The organism is Flavobacterium sp. 1 (assembly GCF_002797935.1).
Classification (GTDB): domain Bacteria; phylum Bacteroidota; class Bacteroidia; order Flavobacteriales; family Flavobacteriaceae; genus Flavobacterium.
Window position 1 is genome coordinate 3,705,656 of record NZ_PGER01000001.1, and the last position, 20,622, is coordinate 3,726,277.

Annotated in this window: 20 protein-coding genes; 6 read left to right on the forward strand and 14 right to left on the reverse strand. The window is 30.3% G+C overall.

Translation table 11 applies throughout. The features are described from left to right. Positions 1-23: 23 nt before the first annotated feature. Complete coding sequence (locus CLU83_RS15015; RefSeq protein WP_100432359.1) at positions 24-461, forward strand: retropepsin-like aspartic protease; 438 nt, start codon at positions 24-26, stop codon at positions 459-461. An 83-nt stretch (positions 462-544) separates the two neighbouring features. Here the strand turns inward: CLU83_RS15015 and CLU83_RS15020 are convergent, their stop codons facing one another. The 8 genes from CLU83_RS15020 to CLU83_RS15055 all read right to left on the reverse strand — a co-directional run bounded on the left by CLU83_RS15020 (position 545) and on the right by CLU83_RS15055 (position 11,754). Next, positions 545-2,218 (reverse strand): WG repeat-containing protein, encoded by a 1,674-nt coding sequence (locus CLU83_RS15020; RefSeq protein WP_100432360.1) that lies wholly within the window; start codon positions 2,216-2,218, stop codon positions 545-547. A 144-nt stretch (positions 2,219-2,362) separates the two neighbouring features. Beyond that, the gene (locus tag CLU83_RS15025; RefSeq protein WP_100432361.1) at positions 2,363-3,598 is read right to left on the reverse strand and encodes a TCR/Tet family MFS transporter; all 1,236 of its coding nucleotides are present in this window, start codon (positions 3,596-3,598) and stop codon (positions 2,363-2,365) included. Positions 3,599-3,646: 48 nt separating this feature from the next. After that, positions 3,647-3,844 (reverse strand): hypothetical protein, encoded by a 198-nt coding sequence (locus tag CLU83_RS15030; protein ID WP_100432362.1) that lies wholly within the window; start codon positions 3,842-3,844, stop codon positions 3,647-3,649. Positions 3,845-3,848: 4 nt separating this feature from the next. Then, entirely contained in the window at positions 3,849-4,397 is a 549-nt protein-coding gene (locus CLU83_RS15035) for a hypothetical protein (RefSeq protein ID WP_198512296.1), read from the reverse strand. A gap of 68 nt (positions 4,398-4,465) precedes the next feature. Beyond that, complete coding sequence (locus tag CLU83_RS15040) at positions 4,466-6,565, reverse strand: class I SAM-dependent DNA methyltransferase (protein WP_198512297.1); 2,100 nt, start codon at positions 6,563-6,565, stop codon at positions 4,466-4,468. A 197-nt stretch (positions 6,566-6,762) separates the two neighbouring features. Beyond that, positions 6,763-7,479, reverse strand: a complete 717-nt coding sequence (locus CLU83_RS22285; RefSeq protein ID WP_198512298.1) for a hypothetical protein — start codon at positions 7,477-7,479, stop codon at positions 6,763-6,765. A gap of 125 nt (positions 7,480-7,604) precedes the next feature. Next, positions 7,605-8,825 (reverse strand): 2-oxoglutarate dehydrogenase complex dihydrolipoyllysine-residue succinyltransferase, encoded by a 1,221-nt coding sequence (gene odhB / locus CLU83_RS15045; RefSeq protein ID WP_100432363.1) that lies wholly within the window; start codon positions 8,823-8,825, stop codon positions 7,605-7,607. 157 nt (positions 8,826-8,982) lie between these two features. Then, positions 8,983-11,754, reverse strand: coding sequence for a 2-oxoglutarate dehydrogenase E1 component (locus CLU83_RS15055; RefSeq protein WP_100432365.1), 2,772 nt, complete (start codon positions 11,752-11,754; stop codon positions 8,983-8,985). A gap of 115 nt (positions 11,755-11,869) precedes the next feature. Here CLU83_RS15055 and CLU83_RS15060 point away from each other — a divergent pair, with 115 nt between their 5' ends. Both CLU83_RS15060 and CLU83_RS15065 read left to right on the forward strand, forming a co-directional pair. After that, complete coding sequence (locus CLU83_RS15060; protein ID WP_232727133.1) at positions 11,870-12,421, forward strand: hypothetical protein; 552 nt, start codon at positions 11,870-11,872, stop codon at positions 12,419-12,421. Between the two features lie 277 nt (positions 12,422-12,698). Next, positions 12,699-14,081: a site-specific integrase gene (locus tag CLU83_RS15065; RefSeq protein WP_100432367.1), complete on the forward strand. Its 1,383-nt coding sequence runs from the start codon at positions 12,699-12,701 to the stop codon at positions 14,079-14,081. A gap of 58 nt (positions 14,082-14,139) precedes the next feature. Here CLU83_RS15065 and CLU83_RS15070 read toward each other — a convergent pair whose 3' ends face one another. Beyond that, positions 14,140-14,613, reverse strand: coding sequence for a GIY-YIG nuclease family protein (locus CLU83_RS15070; RefSeq protein ID WP_100432368.1), 474 nt, complete (start codon positions 14,611-14,613; stop codon positions 14,140-14,142). Between the two features lie 258 nt (positions 14,614-14,871). Here CLU83_RS15070 and CLU83_RS15075 point away from each other — a divergent pair, with 258 nt between their 5' ends. From CLU83_RS15075 to CLU83_RS15085, 3 genes are all read left to right on the forward strand, one after another. Further along, entirely contained in the window at positions 14,872-15,147 is a 276-nt protein-coding gene (locus CLU83_RS15075) for a hypothetical protein (RefSeq protein ID WP_100432369.1), read from the forward strand. Positions 15,148-15,326: 179 nt separating this feature from the next. After that, positions 15,327-15,479, forward strand: coding sequence for a hypothetical protein (locus tag CLU83_RS22145; protein WP_157802107.1), 153 nt, complete (start codon positions 15,327-15,329; stop codon positions 15,477-15,479). A 134-nt stretch (positions 15,480-15,613) separates the two neighbouring features. After that, positions 15,614-16,099 (forward strand): hypothetical protein, encoded by a 486-nt coding sequence (locus CLU83_RS15085; protein WP_100432371.1) that lies wholly within the window; start codon positions 15,614-15,616, stop codon positions 16,097-16,099. A gap of 63 nt (positions 16,100-16,162) precedes the next feature. Here the strand turns inward: CLU83_RS15085 and CLU83_RS15090 are convergent, their stop codons facing one another. The 5 genes from CLU83_RS15090 to CLU83_RS15115 all read right to left on the reverse strand — a co-directional run bounded on the left by CLU83_RS15090 (position 16,163) and on the right by CLU83_RS15115 (position 20,456). Beyond that, entirely contained in the window at positions 16,163-16,822 is a 660-nt protein-coding gene (locus CLU83_RS15090; RefSeq protein ID WP_100432372.1) for a hypothetical protein, read from the reverse strand. Positions 16,823-16,830: 8 nt separating this feature from the next. Beyond that, a complete protein-coding gene (locus CLU83_RS15095; RefSeq protein WP_100432373.1) occupies positions 16,831-17,343 on the reverse strand; it encodes a hypothetical protein in 513 nt (170 codons plus the stop codon). Between the two features lie 53 nt (positions 17,344-17,396). Further along, a complete protein-coding gene (locus CLU83_RS15100) occupies positions 17,397-17,879 on the reverse strand; it encodes a hypothetical protein (RefSeq protein WP_100432374.1) in 483 nt (160 codons plus the stop codon). Between the two features lie 633 nt (positions 17,880-18,512). Next, positions 18,513-19,268: a hypothetical protein gene (locus CLU83_RS15110; protein ID WP_100432376.1), complete on the reverse strand. Its 756-nt coding sequence runs from the start codon at positions 19,266-19,268 to the stop codon at positions 18,513-18,515. Between the two features lie 21 nt (positions 19,269-19,289). Then, a complete protein-coding gene (locus CLU83_RS15115) occupies positions 19,290-20,456 on the reverse strand; it encodes an FISUMP domain-containing protein (RefSeq protein WP_100432377.1) in 1,167 nt (388 codons plus the stop codon). Positions 20,457-20,622 lie beyond the last annotated feature (166 nt).

Consider the following 20,622-nt stretch of genomic DNA (forward strand, 5'->3'; position numbering starts at 1 on the left):
ACTTCTCACAATAGTCACCAAGTATGAAAAACTTACACGAAAAACTGAAGAAAGCAAATTATAAAAAAGTTAAGTTTAAAATCACCAAAACACAGCATCTTCTAATTAAGGTCAAAATCAATGGCGTGAAAGGAAATTTCATACTCGATACTGGCGCTTCAAACAGTTGTGTGGGATTTGAAAGCATCGAACATTTTGCATTGGAAGCCAAAAATTCCAAAACCAAAGCTTCGGGTGCCGGAGCAACAGGAATGCTGACGCAGATATCTTCCAACAACAAACTCCAATTGAACAACTGGAAACATAACAAGTTTGATCTTGTTATCTTCGATTTATCGCATGTAAATGAAGCTTTAAATCATTATAAGGTAAAACCTGTACACGGTATTATTGGAGCCGATGTTTTAATGAAAGGAAAAGGAATCATTGACTACTTTAATCATTGCTTGTATTTGAAGTAATTCGGGGTTTACTGTCAATAAAAAATCCCAAATTCCATTTTTATAAAGGAGTTTGGGATTTTTAGTATTGAAAATTAAATGAATTACAATTTCACCGTTTTTGTGTTATCATTCAAATCTATTGAGAAAATTTCTTTCCCTTTGACCCCATAATTACCGTTTGCATCCAGTATTATCTGATCATAAATACAAGGAAGTGTTTCAGTTTTAGTCAGCAAATTGTATGCTCCAATTTTTCCTTTTTGTTTTACGAGCAAAATATTATTGTTCTCTCCAACAATTTCCTCGTAGTTAGATTCCATTACCTGCTGTCCCATCATATCCAAAAGACCTGCTTTATTATTGTTTTGACACATCAAATAACTAAATTTTGATTCATCATAATAAGAGCCGCTTTTATTCAAAAAAGTAACTGGAGAGATATTAGAATATGCAATTGCTGAGATTTGCTGTGCGTTTTTGTCCAGCAAAACAAATTTCTTGTTCTTTTTGGCAATAAAAACAAAATTACTGGAATAATTGTTGTTCTTGCTTACAACCTTGTCTATGGATTCATATTCGCAGGGAGCGATTAATTTCCCAAAAGAATCCAACATTCCAAACAGATTGTTTTTTTCTACAATAAATGTTTCGTTTTCAATGTTGATATTATCGTATTCACAAGTAACAATTTCCGTAGGAGTACCGCTGTTTACTTGTATCAAACCGCATTTATTGTTTTTGGTAGTTTTCAAACTATTGGAATAACTGGTATTAATCTGGTCGTATTCAAATGGCAGAGAAACTTTTCCGTTGATTAAAACACAACCGTATTTACCGTCTTTATTGACAGCCAAAAATGAACCGTCATTATACGGATAAGTTTTAATATCCTTGTATTCTATTGGCAAAACAATGTTTTCATTTTCATCTATAATCCCCATTCTGTCGTTCAGTTTTACGATAAAATTTTTACTGTTGCTAACGCTGTTTATTTGAGTATACCATTTTTTAAATTTTGGCTTATTGTCGATCGTAACCAAATTAGATCCTTTTTCATTTTCAACTTTAAAATAATTACTATTATCAACAGTTTGAACGTATTGATATTCACAAGGAATCATAAATTTACCATTCAAAAGACTATACAACCCTCTCAAATTGGTTTTTTTATCCTGCAGAATAAAATAGTTCTCCACTCCGGAAACAGTACTGATTTCTCCCCATTTGAAAGGAATTAACACTTTATTGTCTCTGCTTAATACTCCATAATAACCATTCTTTGTACGTGCCGAAAAGATATCGTTCCCAATATGATTCAAAGAGTAGTAAATCATAGGAATTTCCCAAACTTCTTTTTCAACATTATAAAGCCCGTAATTATTCCCAATTCCAATTGGAAAAGAATTACCGTCGCTTACAGCTGGATATGTCTTTCTCTCGAATAATGCAGGTAAAAGAACTTGGTCTCTTTTTTTGATTCCAAATTTATAATTGCTGTTGTATTTATCATAAAACCAAATCGATTCGTCGTTTATTTTTTCTGTAGCATAGCGTCCATAATTTCCATCTGAACGAAGCTCTCTTATCTGAGGAGCCTCTTCAGCCATGACTGGCGCATCACTCACAAGCATTACATCTTCAACAGGCTGCGGATCGCCTTTTATTGTTTCAGTTTTAGGTTTACTTTTTTGTTTTGGTTTTTTCTTTTGCGAAAAGCTGTTTTGAAAAAATAAAACCATTGCAGAAAGCAACAATACTTTGACTTGATTTTTCATATTTTTGAGTAGATTTTTTGAAATGCAAGTATAAATAAAAACTTGCTTAAAAAGAAAGTTTTATACTGCTAAAATATATATTATCCTACTTACCATTTATTAGAGCGAATGACCTGATAAAAGACAAAGCAATAATTGATTACTTTAATCACTGTTTGTATTTGAAACAGCATACTTTTTTAATGAAAAATAGGAAACAATACCACTAATCATCATCAATAAACCGCCAAGAATAAATGGCATTCCTGCAAATTCAAATGGTGCTCCTTTATGTGTAAAATAATAAAAAAGACCTGACATTACTGGTGGTCCAACAATGGTTGCCGCACTCATTAAACTCGCAATTGTTCCTTGAATTTCGCCTTGTTCGGTTGGCAAAACATGATTTGTAATAATAGCTCGCAATGATGGACCAGCAATCCCAGCAAGACAATATGGAATTAGAAAGAGAAACATCATCCAGCCTTCTGAAGCAAAAGCAAACAAAAACATTCCGATAGTATATAATGTCATTCCCGCATAAATACTTTTTTCATTTCCTAATTTTCGACTGGTCCAGCGTATCAGTCCTCCCTGGACCAGACTTACTAAAACGCCGACAACACCCAGCGAAATTCCAACCATTTTTTCGTCCCAGCTGAATTTGTACATCGTAAAATAACTCCAGTTGCTTTCGACCGCATGTGATGCAACAAAAATCAAAAACAAAGCAATTAATAATCCATAAAGCGATGGGTATTTTTTTAAATTCAAAAAGGCACCTATTGGATTGGCTCTTTTCAAATTCACTGGCCTTCTGTTTTCTTTTGATAATGATTCGGGCAAAATAAAATAACCGTACAAGAAATTCAGCATGCATAAAACTGCGGCAGCATAAAACGGAATTCTGGAACCATAATGCCCCAAAACACCTCCAATAACCGGCCCAATTATAAATCCAAGGCCAAAAGCCACGCCAATCATCCCAAAGTTTTTGGCTCTATTTTCTGCCGTGCTCACATCGGCTATATACGCCGAAGCTGTTGAAATACTTGCTCCGGTCAATCCGGCAATTATTCTTCCTACAAACAACCATGTAATCGTTGGAGCAAATGCCAGCAAGATATAATCCAGCGAAAAGGCAAAAAGCGAAATTAAGATTATGGGTCTTCGCCCAAATTTATCACTCAAATTGCCTATTAATGGAGCGAACATAAATTGAGTTATCGCATAAGCAAATGTTAACCAGCCACCGTATTTTGCCGCTTCACTAACATCACCATGTATTAATTCTTTAATCAGTTTTGGAATAACCGGAATGATAATTCCCCAACCCGTAATATCGATTAACATTGTGATGAAGATAAAGCCGATAGCCGCTTGTTTTTTATTTGATGCCATAAATAGTATTTGGTTATAAACAGAGAACTAATTCAGTATTATAAAAAACTAAATCTTAAATGTTCCGAGATATAAAGTTTTATACTCATCTGAATAAACCTGAATTTCATAGCCGTCCCAAAGATTTCTAGCCCAAACTAATTTGTTTACTGAGATAAAATAATTGTACCATTTTCTTTCTCCTAATTTTTGAGGATTAAGTTTATTGGTTTCTAAAGCTTTTAGAATTTTAGTCTCTATATTCATAATACTAATTTACAAAATCTAAAAAAAGATGAGATAATTCTTTCTCATTATGATTAGAAAAATGACTGCCATTTACTGATGATAGAGGAGATAATATAGTTTCTTTTTCTCTTTTATCCATTATCAGCAATTTATTAATTCCTATTACACAATTATCAACTGTTCCTTCAAGAATATATCCAACAAGAAATCCTTCACAGTCAAAATATTTTCCACCCATTAAAAAATTATCAATACCTGTAGTAATATATCTTCTTTTTAGACCAGAATCATTTACTTTAATATTTTTTGCCTCAACAAAATACTTGTACTCTTCGCCTTTCCAAAAAGTAGCATATCTCATATCAATTCTTGAAAATTTAGCAGCAAACCCTTTATTATAAGTCACATCATTGTCAAAAATATAATTTTCCAGATTTGTTGAAATTCCCCAAACTTTCCTTTTAGGATTTTCATCGATATAATTATGAAGATTAGCAGTTATATCATTTTCATCAAAATCTAAACCAATAGATTTATTTGAAATAGAAGTATAATACGCTTCAATAAACAAACTTGTACATCTTTCTTTGAATTTGCCTTGAAACTTTAGAAATATTTAAGTAGTTAAAGTTCCTGCCATTATTCTTTCATATTAAGAATTTCAACTAACAAAGATTTACTATCTTCCATAGCGGCAGTTTGACTCCAAAAACGTCTTTGATTTGGCTTTATGATGTAAACATCATCACCATCATAATAATTTAGTTTTTTTCTAAAATATAAATTTTGACTTTCTTCTTCCCAAAGTTTTCTATCTAATGTTTTTAACTCTTTATATATATCCTCTTTTGATTCGAAAACTGGCTTTTGTTCATTTCCAAATGATATTTTAACCAAATACAATGGGCAATTTCCTTTGATATCATAAATTGTTGCAGACGCTTTTAAATCAACATCATCCAACCAATTATTTAGTTCTTTTGTTAATCTTTTGGAATAAACATCTATTTCATTAACAGGTAAAACGGCTTTAGAATTCTCTTGTTTTTCAAACAAATCCAAACTATAATCAAGTGTATCTTTAATTATTACCTGCTCGTCTTCTGTTATTTTTAAAATATCGTTGAAAATAATTTTGTCTATTTCTTTTTCTAAATGAGAAATATTTTGATCTACTTCGTCTGACTTTTTTATCGAAATTATTTCATCTGCAAGTTTTGATAGATTAACTAAATCTATTTCATTTATTGCATCTAAAATTGACGGTATTGTAAGTAACTCATTTAAATTTATCCTTTCTCTTTCAATACCCCAAGTAGATGTTGAAAGCGCTAAAAAATAATTAGCAAATGTTGAATTTAGAAATAAACACAATACTTTAGAATTTCTAAAATCACCACTATTATAAAAACCATACAATGAATTAGTAAAATATTCTTCATAATCTATTATTGAAGCACAATACTTTTTGTCTGTCTGTCCTTCTTTAAAAACTAAAAATGGTGATTTTACAAACTTAAAATCAATCTTTCTATAAAACTTATCATTTAATATTAATGCCGTCTTCGGAGTTGTATATCTTTTAACAAATTTTGGAGAAATAATTTTTTCAGGAATAAATTCAGGCTTAGAACTATCTGACATTATACCTTTTGCACAGTCCCATACATCGCTGTTTGATTTAATAAAATCACCTAAACTTATATATGCTTTATTCAATTTTTCAAGCAACTCAAAATCAAAATAACTTCCCCACATTGCTATTTTCCAAATCTTAGAATCTTTCTTTTCACATTCAATTCTTGGTAAAAACTTTTCATCTGATGAATCAATTACAATTCCTTCTAAAACATCATTTTTAATATAGGTTTTTGGAGCATAATAAGTAATTGTATCCTTTGGATTGTCTGGGTTTTCTTTCTGATAAAAGACAATACTTATTGGACCAACTGCCGAACCAAAAAGCTGACCTCCAAAATTCTTTTTTGCTTTTCTTAAAATGGAAAAATTATATATTTTTTCAACATAATTTTTATTGAATAGCCATTCTCTAAAATTTTGATAAGTTCCGCCAGTATTGGTTAAAACTTTAGTATTAAAAATTAAAGCGATTTGACCCTTTGGAGCTAAAAATGAAGCCTTGTGCATAAAAGGCAAAACCATTTCTTGTGCAAAGTTTTCTTTTTTGCAATAACTAATTATTGTTGGTAATAAATTTTTTGTTCCAAAAGGTGGGTTCCCAACAATTAAATCAAAATTTTGCAATTCTTTAATTCCAGACAGATCAGAAATTGTATCTTTTCTAAAAAGATTATTTCCTTGTTCTTTTAATGTTTTATCATCTAAATCATTAACTAAGTAAGGGAACTTTATAACACCATTCCACCACCCTGTCTTAGGATCAAGATTGTCCAACAATGCTAAATACAAACTGAATGCAGCTACTTTTATAGATTTTGCATCAAGTTCGATTCCAAAAATATTAGTTTTTAAAAGATTGATTAATACATCAAAATCATTTAGTTTACTATTGTGTTTGTTTTCATAACGTTTTACTAATCTTTTAAAACTTTGCAACAAAAAAATTCCTGAACCACAACTTGGGTCTAAGGTTTTTATATTGTAATTTGTTTCTTCATTTTTGGTAGATAATTTTTCATTAAGAATTAATTCAACCAATGATGGTGGTGTATAAAAAGTACCTGAATCTTTTTTTCCTTTCTTATCTAATTCAGACAAAAAGTTTTCGTAAATCTCACTTAATAATTCGATTCTGATAATACTAAAATCGAATAATTTCCAACTGAATAATCGTTGTTGATATTCGTCAATATTTCCGTCAAAAAAACATTTTTTAATTAAAGATAAATGCTCTTTTGTGACAGAATCTTTTTCATTTTCTTCAAAATTGAATAAACTACCGTTAAAATCATCTGCTAGTTTTTCAAATAAATTATAAGTTGCTTCTGTACTTTCGAGAATGTCAAAATAAGAAGTAGCACCACGTAAAAAGATTCATATAAATCAATTGATGTCGCTTTTTTATCTTCTAAATAAAACAAAAACAAAGAACGCATAATTAACTTATGGATAATTAACTTATTATTTAATCCATTATCATCTAATGCTCTCGCAACCTTAATAAGGCTCTGAATTAAAAATTTATCAACTCTATTTTGAAGATTTATTTTTTTCTTTATCTCATTTGCTTCTAAAGAAGACCAAATAAAACCAGTGTCAATAGCAATCCTAGAAAAAAGATTATTTAATGTTTTAAGTTTTGATTGATCCGTTTCTACACAAGAAAAAAGTTCAAGATTTTGAAGTTCTTTTTCTAAATTAATTTTTTCGTCATTTACATTATATCCAAATGGCTTTTCAGAACAATTATAAATTCTGATTTCAGTTTTGGTATAAACATAGAGAAATAATACTTTTTGAAAATTCCAACAAGTGTGCTGAATTTCAGAAATCAATTTTAATGTTTGAAAATCGAAAGATTCTACTTCTTTTAAGAAAAGAGCTGGTTGCCCCTCATTTTCATAAACTTTAATAATTCCGAATTTTTCAACACTAAAAATTTCAATATCAATTTCCTTGCAATCTTTTGCAAAGTCATTAAAATCGAGTTGTTGAAAAATGGAATTTGACATTATTTGGGTTTTAAACAAAAATATATTAAAAATCAATATTGCGTATAATTACGCAATATATTTATAAACAAAAAACCCAAACTCCTTAATTGGAATTTGGGTTTTTAATATTGAAAGTTATTTAATTACAATTCCAATGCTTTTTTAGCATTCCCACCCATCAATAATTCTAATGGGTTTTCCAACGCTTCTTTTACAGCAACCAAGAAACCAACAGACTCACGACCGTCGATAATTCTGTGGTCATAAGAAAGAGCAACATACATCATTGGGTGAATTTCCACTTTACCATTTACAGCAATAGGACGCTCGATAATGTTGTGCATTCCAAGGATTCCAGATTGAGGAGGGTTGATAATTGGAGTAGATAACATAGAACCAAAAACACCACCATTAGTGATTGTGAAAGTTCCTCCAGTCATGTCGTCAACAGTGATTTGACCGTCACGGGCTCTAAGTGCCAATCTTTTAATTTCAGCTTCAACTCCACGGAAAGTCAAGTTTTCAGCATTACGAACTACAGGAACCATAAGTCCTTTTGGTCCTGAAACTGCGATTGAAATATCAGCAAAATCATAAGCTATTTTATAATCTCCATCCATCATAGAGTTTACGTCTGGATACAATTCTAAAGCTCTTGTAACGGCTTTAGTAAAGAAAGACATATATCCTAAACCGAGTCCGCCGTGTTTTGCTTTGAAAGCATCTTTGTATTCGTTACGAATCTGGTTGATTGGCGTCATGTTAACTTCGTTGAAAGTAGTTAACATTGCTGTTTCGTTTTTAGCAGCTACTAATCTCTCAGCAACTTTACGACGCAGCATTGATAATTTTGTACGCTCAGAACCACGGTTGCCACCAGTTGGAGTTCCCATTGAAGGCACTGCATTTACAGCGTCGTCTTTAGTTATTCTTCCGCCTTTACCAGTTCCTGATATTGTTGCTGGAGCGATATTTTTTTCTTCTAATATTTTTTTAGCTGCTGGAGATGGAGTCCCTGCTGCATAAGATGCTGCTGGTGCAGGTGCTGCGGCTACCGGAGCCGGAGCCACTGGTGCAGGTGTTGCTTTTGGCGCTTCAGCTGCAGGAGCTGAACCTGATGGTTTTGCACCGTCAGTATCAATAAGACAAACTACTGCCCCAACCGCTACTGTGTCACCTTCTTCTGCTTTTAACGTGATAATTCCGCTCATTTCAGCTGGCAATTCAAGTGTTGCTTTGTCAGAATCAACCTCAGCAATAGCTTGGTCTTTTTCTACATAATCTCCGTCCTTAACTAACCATGTTGCAATTTCTACTTCTTTGATTGATTCCCCTGGTGATGGGACTTTCATTTCTAAAATCATGTCTTATTATTTTAAATTATGAATTTTATATTCTAAAATTGTCCTTAAAAGAACACTTGTTCATTGTACTTTCTAGCCCTGATGGAAACGGCATCCTTTTTATTTTTCCTTTAAAAATAAAAAGATACAGTGTACAGCAGGAAATAGCTCCTTATTATTATCTGAATAAATTTTTGTCAAATACCATTCTGATAGCATCAGCATGACGGCGTTTTGCTCTTGTATAACTTCCAGAAGCTGGTGCAGCATACGCTTTTAATGAAGCCAATCTCCATTTGATAAAGTCAAAATTCATCAGCATAAAGCTGTAAGCACCCATGTTTTTAGGCTCTTCCTGTGCCCAAACATAATCGTCAGCATTTGGATATTTAGCGATAATTGCTTTAATCTGTTCTGCCGGGAAAGGAAATAATTGCTCGACACGAACAACTGCAACATCATTTCTTCCGCTGTTTTCTCTTTCGGCAACAATATCATAATAGAATTTACCTGTACAGAAAACCAATGTTTTTACGTCCTTTTTATTTACTGTTTCGTCATCAATAGTTTCTTGGAAACTTCCTTTTGCTAATTCTTCCACTGAAGACACGCATCTTGGGTCACGCAATAAACTTTTTGGAGAGAAAACAACAAGCGGTTTACGGAAAGTTGTTTTCATTTGTCTTCTCAACAAGTGGAAAAAGTTGGCTGGCGTTGTACAATCGGCAACATACATATTGTGTCTGGCACAAAGCTGTAAGTAACGCTCCATTCTTGCAGATGAGTGCTCTGCTCCCTGTCCTTCGTATCCGTGAGGCAATAATAAAACAATACCGTTTTGATTGTTCCATTTGTCTTCACCGCAAGAAATATATTGATCAATCATAATTTGGGCTCCATTGCTGAAATCTCCAAATTGTGCTTCCCAAATAGTTAATGCATTTGGATTTGCTAAGGCGTAACCGTAATCAAAACCAAGAACACCATATTCAGATAAATGTGAATTGAAAATACCGAAGTTTCCTTTTTTGTTTTCGATAGCGTTCAATAAGATTACTTCTTCTTCAGAATCTTCTACTTTAACTACGGCATGACGGTGAGAGAATGTCCCACGCTCTACGTCTTGCCCTGAAATTCGAATATCAAATCCTTCATTCAAAAGCGAACCGTAGGCTAATGTTTCGGCAGTTCCCCAATCGATAGTATTGTTATCGTATCCTGCTTTTCTGTCAGAAACAATTTTGGTTATTTTGTTAATGAATTTTTTATCAGATGGTAAAGTCGATACCGTTTTGATAATAGAATCCAAAGATTTTTTAGCAAAAGATGTATCTACATTTTGAAGCATCACATCATCAGAAACCTGTTTGAATCCTTTCCATTCATTCTGCATAAATGGAGTAATGATTGTCAGGTCTTTTTTGCGGGAAGCTTCTAAATTTTCTTCAAGATCTGCTTTGTATTCTTTTTCTAATGCATTTACAAAAGAAGCATCGATAACGCCTTCTGCCAATAATTTCTCGGCATAAATGTCTCTAGGGTTTTGATGTTTTGCAATGATTTTATATAAAACTGGTTGTGTAAAACGAGGTTCATCACCTTCGTTATGACCGTATTTTCTGTATCCTAATAAATCGATAAAGACGTCGCGGCCATACTCCATTCTGTAATCCAACGCAAAGGATACTGCATGTACAACAGCCTCTGCATCATCAGCATTTACGTGCAATACTGGCGAAAGCGTCACTTTGGCAACATCTGTACAATAAGTAGAGGAACGAGCATCTAAATAGTTTGTTGTAAAACCAACCTGGTTATTGATTACAATGTGAATCGTACCGCCTGTTTTGTATCCGTCAAGCAATGACATTTGAATGATTTCATACAAAATCCCCTGCCCTGCAATTGCAGCATCACCGTGAACGGCAATTGGCAAAACTTTAGAGAAATCATCTGCAAAATATTTATCTTGTTTGGCTCTTGTAATTCCTTCGATTACTGCACCTACTGTTTCAAGATGCGAAGGATTTGGAGCTAAATTGATGTTTATTTTTTTACCAGATTTAGTTACTTTATCAGCAGTAAGACCTAAGTGGTATTTTACATCCCCGTCAAAGTATTCCTGATCGTAATCTTTTCCGTCAAATTCACCGAAGATATCCTGAGTTGATTTTCCGAAAATGTTAGCCAAGACATTCAAGCGCCCGCGGTGAGCCATTCCCATCACAAACTGCTCTACTCCTTTTTCGGCCGCTTTTTCGATCAAAGCATCAAGAGCTGGAATTACAGATTCTCCTCCTTCTAATGAGAAACGTTTTTGCCCTACATATTTGGTATGCAAAAAATTCTCGAAAGAAACTGCTTGATTTAATTTATTTAAGATTGTTTTCTTTTCCTCAACAGAGAAATTAGGCTGATTATTATTTACTCCCAATTTGTCTTGAATCCATTTTACAACACTAGGATTCCTAATATACATATATTCAACCCCAATATACTGACAGTAAATAGCTTTAAGGCGATCTACAATATCCTGCAAAGAACACGGTGGAACACCAATTACCTGAGCTGCATCAAAAACAGTTGAAAGATCAGCAGTTGTTAATCCGAAATTTTCAATATCCAAAGTCGGGCTATATGTTCTGCGATCTCGAACCGGATTTGTTTTTGTGAATAAATGTCCACGGGTGCGGTATCCATCAATTAATTTTAAAACATTGAATTCTTTTTGCAGTTTATCCGAAACCAAACTGTAGTCAGCATTGCTTTCTACATATTCAACAATTCGCTGAACTGGATTTTCATCATTATAAGTAGTCATTCCAAAATCGAAACCTTGAAAAAAACTTCTCCAGCTAGGTTCTACGCTATCTGGGTTTTCTAAATATTGATCGTATAATTGAGCAAAAAATTCTGTGTGTGCTGCGTTTAAAAATGAAAACCTATCCATATCTTATTGAATATACTTTTGTTAAATAGTTCGGCAAAAATACAATAAAGCAATTTATTTAAATCTATTTTTTTACGTACTTTTACGTAAAAATTTGTTAAAAAAAGCCAGAAGTATGAAAAAATCAACCTTTCCCCCCCTAACAAAGCACCTTTTCATCTTTTTTACCTTGTTCTTCTACGAAAACGTAATAGCTCAATACCAGCAAATGCCTCAGCCAAGAAATCCTTTTTGGGAAAAAGTACAATTTGGAGGTGGATTAGGATTGAGTTTTGGCAGCGGTTACACGGATATTTCTGTTGCTCCCAGTGCAATTTATAATATAAATCCTTATTTGGCAACGGGTTTAGGTCTTCAGGCGAGTTATGTTTCTTCCAAAGGATATTACGATTCCGGAATTTATGGAGTGAGCTTCCTAACTTACATCAATCCGATTCCTGAGATTCAGCTTTCGATAAACTTAAATGAGTCGTATGTCAATAATCATTACGAAGCCTATAATGGTTATAGTAGTTATACCGATAATTTCTGGAATACAGCTTTGTTTCTTGGAGCAGGTTACCGAACTGGAAACGTAACCGTAGGGCTTGCCTATAATGTATTGTTTAACGAAAATGACAATGTGTACAGCGATGCACTTATGCCTTTTGTAAGAGCATATTTTTGATTTTTTGGAGTTGCTAAGATTCTAAGTTCCTGAGATTCTAAGATAGAATTATTCTTAAACTCTTAGATTATCAAACTCTTAGAAACTTAGAATCTTTACTTATATTTATTCCTAAACCAAACTTTTTAAATATATTTTAAAAACATTATATAATTAATATACAGATACTTAGATAAATTTTATTTTGTTAAAAAAATAGTCAAACGACACAAAAACGACACCACCTTTTTTATTTGAATGTAAATTTGTATAAATTTGAATTATAAAACATATTCAAATGACTAAATCCATCATATTACATCAAATAAATTCAGAAAACAAAGGAACTCTATTCATTAGATTTTTTGATGGACATGGCAACAAAAAACTTATATCTCTAAAATTTAAAATGTTTAAGAAAGACTTTGAAAAGTCCTACATTAAAGATTTATTATTGTTTGGGAAAAATCAGAACTTTAATCATATTGAAATCAACAATAAAGTTAGAGAGTACGAAAACCACAACCCCTTTTCAGAAACTCAATCTGTAAACTTTACTTCTTTTACTGATTTTTTCAAAAGAGAAGTAGATAATACAACCAAACAATCTACAAAACACACAAATCAATATGTCCTAAATTCATTAAATGATTTTAGAAAAACAATACACTTTGAAGACTTAAATCGAGATTTAATGAAGTCTTACATGAATTTCCTCATCAAAAGAAGAGAAGCAAAACCAATAAGAAAATCAACAATAAGAAAGTATTTTCAAGTCATAAAAACAGTTTGCAACATTGCCAAAAGAGAAGGACATATAATAAATGAAAACACATTTGACATCGTAATAGGTAAAGACGAAAACATTAACAATAAAGTATTAACCAAAAATGACATTGAAATACTAAACAACATACAAAAGGATCAAAGATATTTTTACGAAAGGAATGTATTTCTATTTTCATTATACACCCAAGGTTTAAGGGTTTCAGATGCATTGTTTATTAGAGTAGAGAATTTCAAACAATCACATATTGAAATAGGAATGACAAAAACTAAAAATACATTACAAATTCAATATTCAGACAAAATAATGGACATATTAATGGATGTGTTAGACATTCCAAATCCAATAAAAAGATTCAAAATGCAAAATGCCCAAATTTACATAAAACAACAAGCTAATGAAACACTAATAGATAGACATACCGTTGAAGGAAGAAAAAAAAGAAGAGTCCAAAAAGAAATCCTTTCAAATCTTTTAAAGAGTAAATATCAAGAATTCAACATAAAAGAAACAATACTAAAGAAATTTAAAGAAAAATATAAACCTAACGATTTTCTTTTTAAGGATTTGTTAAATGACCACTATTTTAAGAATTCAATGAAAGTTGATATTGACAATAAAGTATGGAGAGGTTCTCAAATTTCTGTTCAAAATTACAATCAGAAACTAAAAATCATGTCAAGAATATATGACTTATCAGTAGGTCAGAATATTAGTTCTCATTCCGCAAGATATACATTCGTAAATCTATTATTAGAAAAAAACACCAATGTTTATCTCATATCTAAAGCCCTAGGTCATTCAAACCTCTCAATCACTGAAAAATATATCAGACGAAATTTTGGAGCCGAAAGACTAAATATAACGGAAACATTATCTAATATTTTTGATTAACACAAAAAACTTAAATATCATCGTTGTACAAGCTGTTACCAGCAGTAGTTGCTTTTTATTAATGATTTTCAAACGTGTTATTTATTGGATAAGTTCCCAATTTAAAAGCAAGATATGGTTCAAACATTGTCTGCAAAATATCATTTTCTACAGCGATACATCTGAATTCTATATTTGTTAAATTTAATTTATGCTTTCTGAAAATTTCTATAAATTCTTCAATTTGCATTAGTTGCTTTCTTTGCAATGTTATTTCACTCTTCTTTGCATATTCCATTTTCGCAAGGTTAAATGCAAAACTTGCGCTTTCACTTCCTGAACTTTCTCTGGTATGCCATTGAATTCTTTTGCGGATATTATTTGCACGTCCAACGTATATTGGTTTTCCGTTTTCGTAGAAAGCATAAATGCCACGATATTTTGGTAATTCGTTTCTTTTCAATAAATCAGATATTTCAAATTCTTCAAATAATTCTTGAAATAATGAATCCATTTCTGTAATGTAAGGCTTCAATTGTTCTAATTTATCCATATAGTAGTTTTATTCGAAGTTGTTATACATTATGCGTATCTATTGCTAGTAACTAACAGATAAGACCTATTAAACTCAGTCGTTTTAAAAAATTAAAATTTACCTTGATACTGTATATACAAATATATACAACTGCTCCTACTATATCGAAAATCTCTTTAAAAAATCCATCATTTAAAAAATACACTCCAATTCTTTCATATATAATACATGGATTGAAACGATTTGTTTTAATTCAGAGAAAAAAGAAATTATATTATGAAAAAGAAAACACACTTACACACCAACTTTGTTAAGTTTATTGTTGAGAAATACAATAAAGAAAATCAAGAACTCAAAGACGAAGAAACAATAGAACCAAATGAAAATGAATTTGATGAATTTGATAAAATTATAAATAATGACAATGAGGTTCAAGATGAAAAGGATGAAGACGAAGATGAGAATGTGGATGACCTTTTAATTGAATACAAAAAGGAATTAGAAAAAAAATATTGGAGAAAGAAAAATGATAAAATTTATAAAAGACGATAAAATACTATACGATATAGAAACTATCAAACAAATCTTAAGAGTTCCTCGTTCAAAAGTTCAAAGAGAAATAAAAAAACAACAAACCGAAATTATTAAATATAAGAACTTGTATTTATATCCAGAAACGACATTGTTTAAATTAATGGAAATCGTCCTTATTGAAAAATTAAATAAGTCAAATGATAGATTGGAATAAAATTAGAAAATATCAAGTTTCCATCAAAAAGACCAAAGAGAAGTTACAAGCTGAAACGGATTTTAAGAAAAAAGAAAAGTTAAAACTTAAAATACAAATTGATGAATTAAAGGTAAAAATTGAAAAACTGAATTAAAATATAATGAGTTCTCACACTCTGGAATAAAAGTGAATAGACGGCAATAAAAAGCAAACAGATTAACAAATTCAACTGTATAGATATTTTATTTATCTGTATTGGTTGAATTATATAAAAATATTAAGTGATGAATGACATTGATAAAAAAGAAAAACACTTTCAAAACACCCCAAATGATTGTTGATGACATAAGATATGGTTTTCACAGAATAACCTCCCAAAACAATCCCATTTATTCAATAACAATAACCAATACGGGTTGTAAAACAACCGAAGAACTAAGATTTTTTCTAACCAATAAACTTTTCAATCAAATCAATAAAGATTATAAGAACTCATTTGAAAAATTAAATTATCTTTTTGTTATAGAATATCCTACCAAGGTTTCAATGGGAAATCAAATTCCTGATAGTTGCGATGTTCATACTCATATTGTTTTAGAAACCACTATTTCACCTCAACATTTAGAATACTACATTCAAACAACCTTTAAGAACCCTAATATTCACATTGAAGATATTACAAAGAGGGATGATAAAAATGAGTACGTTAATTACTTAATCAAACAAAAGGATTTACTCACCAATGACAATTATAATTATAAAATAAGTATATGAAAAATAACAAAATTTGACTTTATGAGAGAACTACATTATACACATTACTACACCCAAAAAAAGTTAGTTCTTTATCCGTGATTTTCTATTATTTTTATTCTGCATTCTAATGTTTTCTGATTTCCATAAATGATAATTAAACTTATAAAACCACTTAAAAGCTATTTCTAGCTCATTAATTATTGTTTGCATATCTTTTGATTGATTCCATATTGCTTGAAAGTTTCCAAACGAAATATTTTCTCTTTCTTGTTTTGGTAATAACATTCCACTCACATAATTGTGCATAAGATTAATAATGTTGCTTTTGTATTTTGCATTAAATTCTGGAGTAATATCTTTTTCGTAATATGGGCCATTATGAAAAAATAAAAATCCATTTTTAGTGCATATATCAAAAAACTCCGTCATAAACTCATCTTTTAGATTACGTATATTTTCCCAATGTCCAATATCTGTATCAAAGTATAATTCTCTTTTAAAAAAATCTAACCCAATCATAAAATGACAGCCTGTTTTAATAGATTTTGCAGTAACACTAATTACAATGCCAGGCGACCAATAAAACTCAAAATCATCTTTAAAACTTGTTTTGCTTATTAAATAATCCCAAACTAAATATGTAGTATCAACAAAATCCTTGTAACCCTCAGACTTTGGATCCTCCCATAGTTTATTAATGCAGTTGCAATAGTCACTTATTAGTTTATCATTTTTTTTCATGCTATTATCTAATTAACTACTACAGTTGATAATGGGATTATATAAAAATCATCATCATTAAGATCCTCAAGATAATCATCATCAAAATAATTATCGAGAGTTTCTATCGAATTTTTATCTTTTAAAATTGATTTAAGAGTTTTAATTTTTTCAATAACATCCTCACTTCTAATAACCATATACATATTATGCTCACCGTCAATTATATTGCTTTCTGAATAACAAGAAAGATTATCATTATTGAATCTTTTAATATATTGCTCAAGAAAATTAATGGATTTGCTAAATAATTCAGATTCAAAAATATCTTCCTCCAATTCATAGCAAATCTCATCTAATATAACCTCAACATCTTCAATATCTTCTACTGACATATCTAATTGGTCAAAAGTATCATTAAGTGTTAAACCGCTATACAGAGTAAATTTATTAATATCATCAATTTTAAGTTGAATTTCTCCATCTGAAATATCATCAGTTATTCTATAAACTTGGTCTTGTGTCAATTCAAATTGTTTCATGTTTTTTTAATAGTTGGTTTAAAATTTTGTTGTTTTTTAATTGTAAATCTGAATTAATTAAGTTTCCAATATGTCCCGTGATTTTTGTCAGTCCCTACTCTAAATTGTACTGTTAATTTTCCAGTCATAATTAAATCCTCTACAAACTGATTTGTGATAAAATTACATTTTACATTTTTAACATCCAATACTTTGGTAATAGATTTTAATTCCCAACAGTCAATATCTAAAGAGTTGTTTCCATCACCTACAACCAATGAAACCACATCTTTTTTTACAGTTAAACTCAAATAATATCCATTGTATATTACACCCTTGTTTCCAGAAATATATGGAGTTTTGAATGTTGGAATTCCATCCACTTTTATTCCTAAATTGTTTTTTAAAGAATTGATAGAACCACTAAAGAATTTTTTGTCTGTAACCAAACAAAACTTTTTAATTGTAAGTAATGCCATATTTAAAACAGGTTTTACTTTTTTGAAAATTTTTGGGTAAGTAGTGAATCCTCCGTCGAAAATAGATAATGTTCTCATAATTTTTATATTTAATGATTAGTAATTTTTAAGCAATAAAATCCCTGCTCACCAAAGGCAAGTTTTTTTAATTTTAATTTATAATCTTTTGAAAATTAACCTCTAATAGAAATATTTAGAGATGTGTTTTTGATTTCTTTGACAAAAGTAATATGAAAATAATTCATTTTTTTAAAAAAATTAGAGGCAAAAAATTTGGAAAATTCGAACCCGTGATGAATACTGAAATTATAAAAAAAGTTGTTTTTAATTTTAATTCACTCCAAATAAACAAAATCGGTTTTACTGGGTTTGAAGGATTTTTTTAATTTTATCGTTCCTAACGATAGATTTTAATAAATTGAACACCGTAACATATTCATCGATAGAAAACGTAAGGACAGAACTAAAAACAACAAAATAATACATAACCTCCCAATCTTTCAATAAGTAATTTTCAATTTTATTGGTTTCAAAATCTTTTATTATTTTTTCAGTATCAAAACAAAGTAATATTTTGTGTAGTTGTTGAGGTCTTATTGTTTTACCTCTACCAATTATTATAATTTCATTGTCTTTAAGGTGGTATTGTTTCAATTTCAATATTGTATATATAAAGAAAGGGGTCAACTGTTGTTGACCCCTTTCTTTATTTTATTTTTTCCAATAATCAAACTTTGGTAATTCTTTTTTTAGACTATTAAGGCCATTATCAATTGTCTTTTCATCAGGATGACTAAAAAAATAGTTTGGTTTTTCCATCTGTAAGAACAATATTTTTTTAAATCCTGATATGGCTTTTGATTTTGATAAATCATAATTATTAGTTCCGATTAACATTCCTTTATCTGTTTCTTCAAAAAATTCGGAATTTTCATCATATCCTTGATTTATAGTAATATAATCATCGATAAGAATAAAAATATCCCATTCGTATTTCTCCTTACCATTTTGGTAATTTATAAGGGCTGAGGTATATTCTATTTTAGGTTTCTTTTCTTCTATAATTATTTTATAACCATTCATTATTTTTCCACTATCAAAAGTTAAATCTGAAAGAGTTATATACTTATTGTCTTTTTTAATTCTATGTGTATATCTTATTAACCATCCATTTTTTACTTCTACTTTATTTAATATACTGTCATTTTGATCTTTTTCAATTCCTACACCGCTGAAATTTTCTTTTTCATCATTTCTTTTTATATTTTGAGTTGTATAGGGATTTTGATCACTATTATAATTTAGTTCGTTTGTTGGTCCTTTAATATGGAGTTGGTCGAGAGGACATTCATTTTCTTTTTTTGTAATTTCATCTGTATTAACAACGTCTTTTTTGTCATTCTTACCTCCGCAAGAAATTAGTAATATCCCGCTAATCATAATTAGCATAAAATTGATTTTCTTCATCTTAGTTATTTTTTTATAAATTTATTGATTACAATATTTTTCTTTAAAACCTTTGCCTTTTTCATCACCATTACTCTGAGCTTCATTGAAATAAAAGCAGGCATTGTTTTTGTCTCCAATTTGAATATATGCTAATCCTAAACAAAGCACTAAATTTTTTGCATTCTCTTCATCTTGTTTGTAATTTAATTTGACAAGATTCCACCCTTCTTCGTAATCTTCAACAGCACCTTTCCAATCGTTTAACCTACCTTTTATCGCTCCTCTCAGATAAAATCCATTATAATCTTCCGGAGCAAGTTTGATATAAGAATTGATTTCTTTAATAGCACCTTCGTTATCTTTTGCATTAAATTTATCAACACCGTTATTATAATAATTTTTGATATCTAGCGAATTATCTTCTTTAACACATCTTATATAAATACCCCATTTCCACCTGTCTCCCCAATCTTTATTATCTTCCCAGATACTTTTGTTTCCATCCGAATATCTATTAAATGAAACATCATTATCACTATTGTCAAAATCTATATATTTATATTTTCTATTTTGTTCATCATAATACCAAAAAGATGTTGTTAATCCAATAGAATCAAATCCTCCAAAATTCCCCATTGCTCTACTATCGAATCTCATTCCTGCCGCTAATAAATTGAATCCTGTTTTATTTGCTTTTTGTGCATTGACTTTATTGTATGTCCAACTATCTGAAACCTTTAAATAGTCGATATCCCCATTAACGGCATTCAATAAATTTACCCAATTTTCAAAAGTTGCGATTTTCCATCCTTTAGGTACTAAAACTCTGGAATCTGTTACCGCATAATAGTTATACATTTTGCCATATTTCCCACTTTGAGGATTGCCGTATTTTACTTTATCTGACTCACTTAATTTATAGTAACACCAAGCAGGTTTTTTATTGTTTAGTGCATTTGTCCATTCGTCAGCTGTTTTTGCTTCTGGAATTGGGTCTCCATTTCTGAAATGACTGACATTTAGATTTTTTGTCATCCACTTCGCATCCCCTATATCTATAAATTGATATTCTTTTTCAATGGTTGCTTTTACTGATCCAGTTGTTATTGCTTTTTTTACAGCTGGTTTCTTTGTTTGTCCTATTCCATTTGTTGATAAAAATAGAAGTCCAAACATTACTGATAAAAATACTTTTTTGGTTTTCATTGGTTTGTTAAAATTTTATGATAATGAAATTAATGTTTTTACTGCAAATATCTTACTCGGTGTTTCTTTGTTAATAATCAAGAGACAATAAATATTTTTTGTAAATATATCTACATTATAGCAAATATGCTATAATATTTTTGTCTTTATTATCTTCTTTTTGATA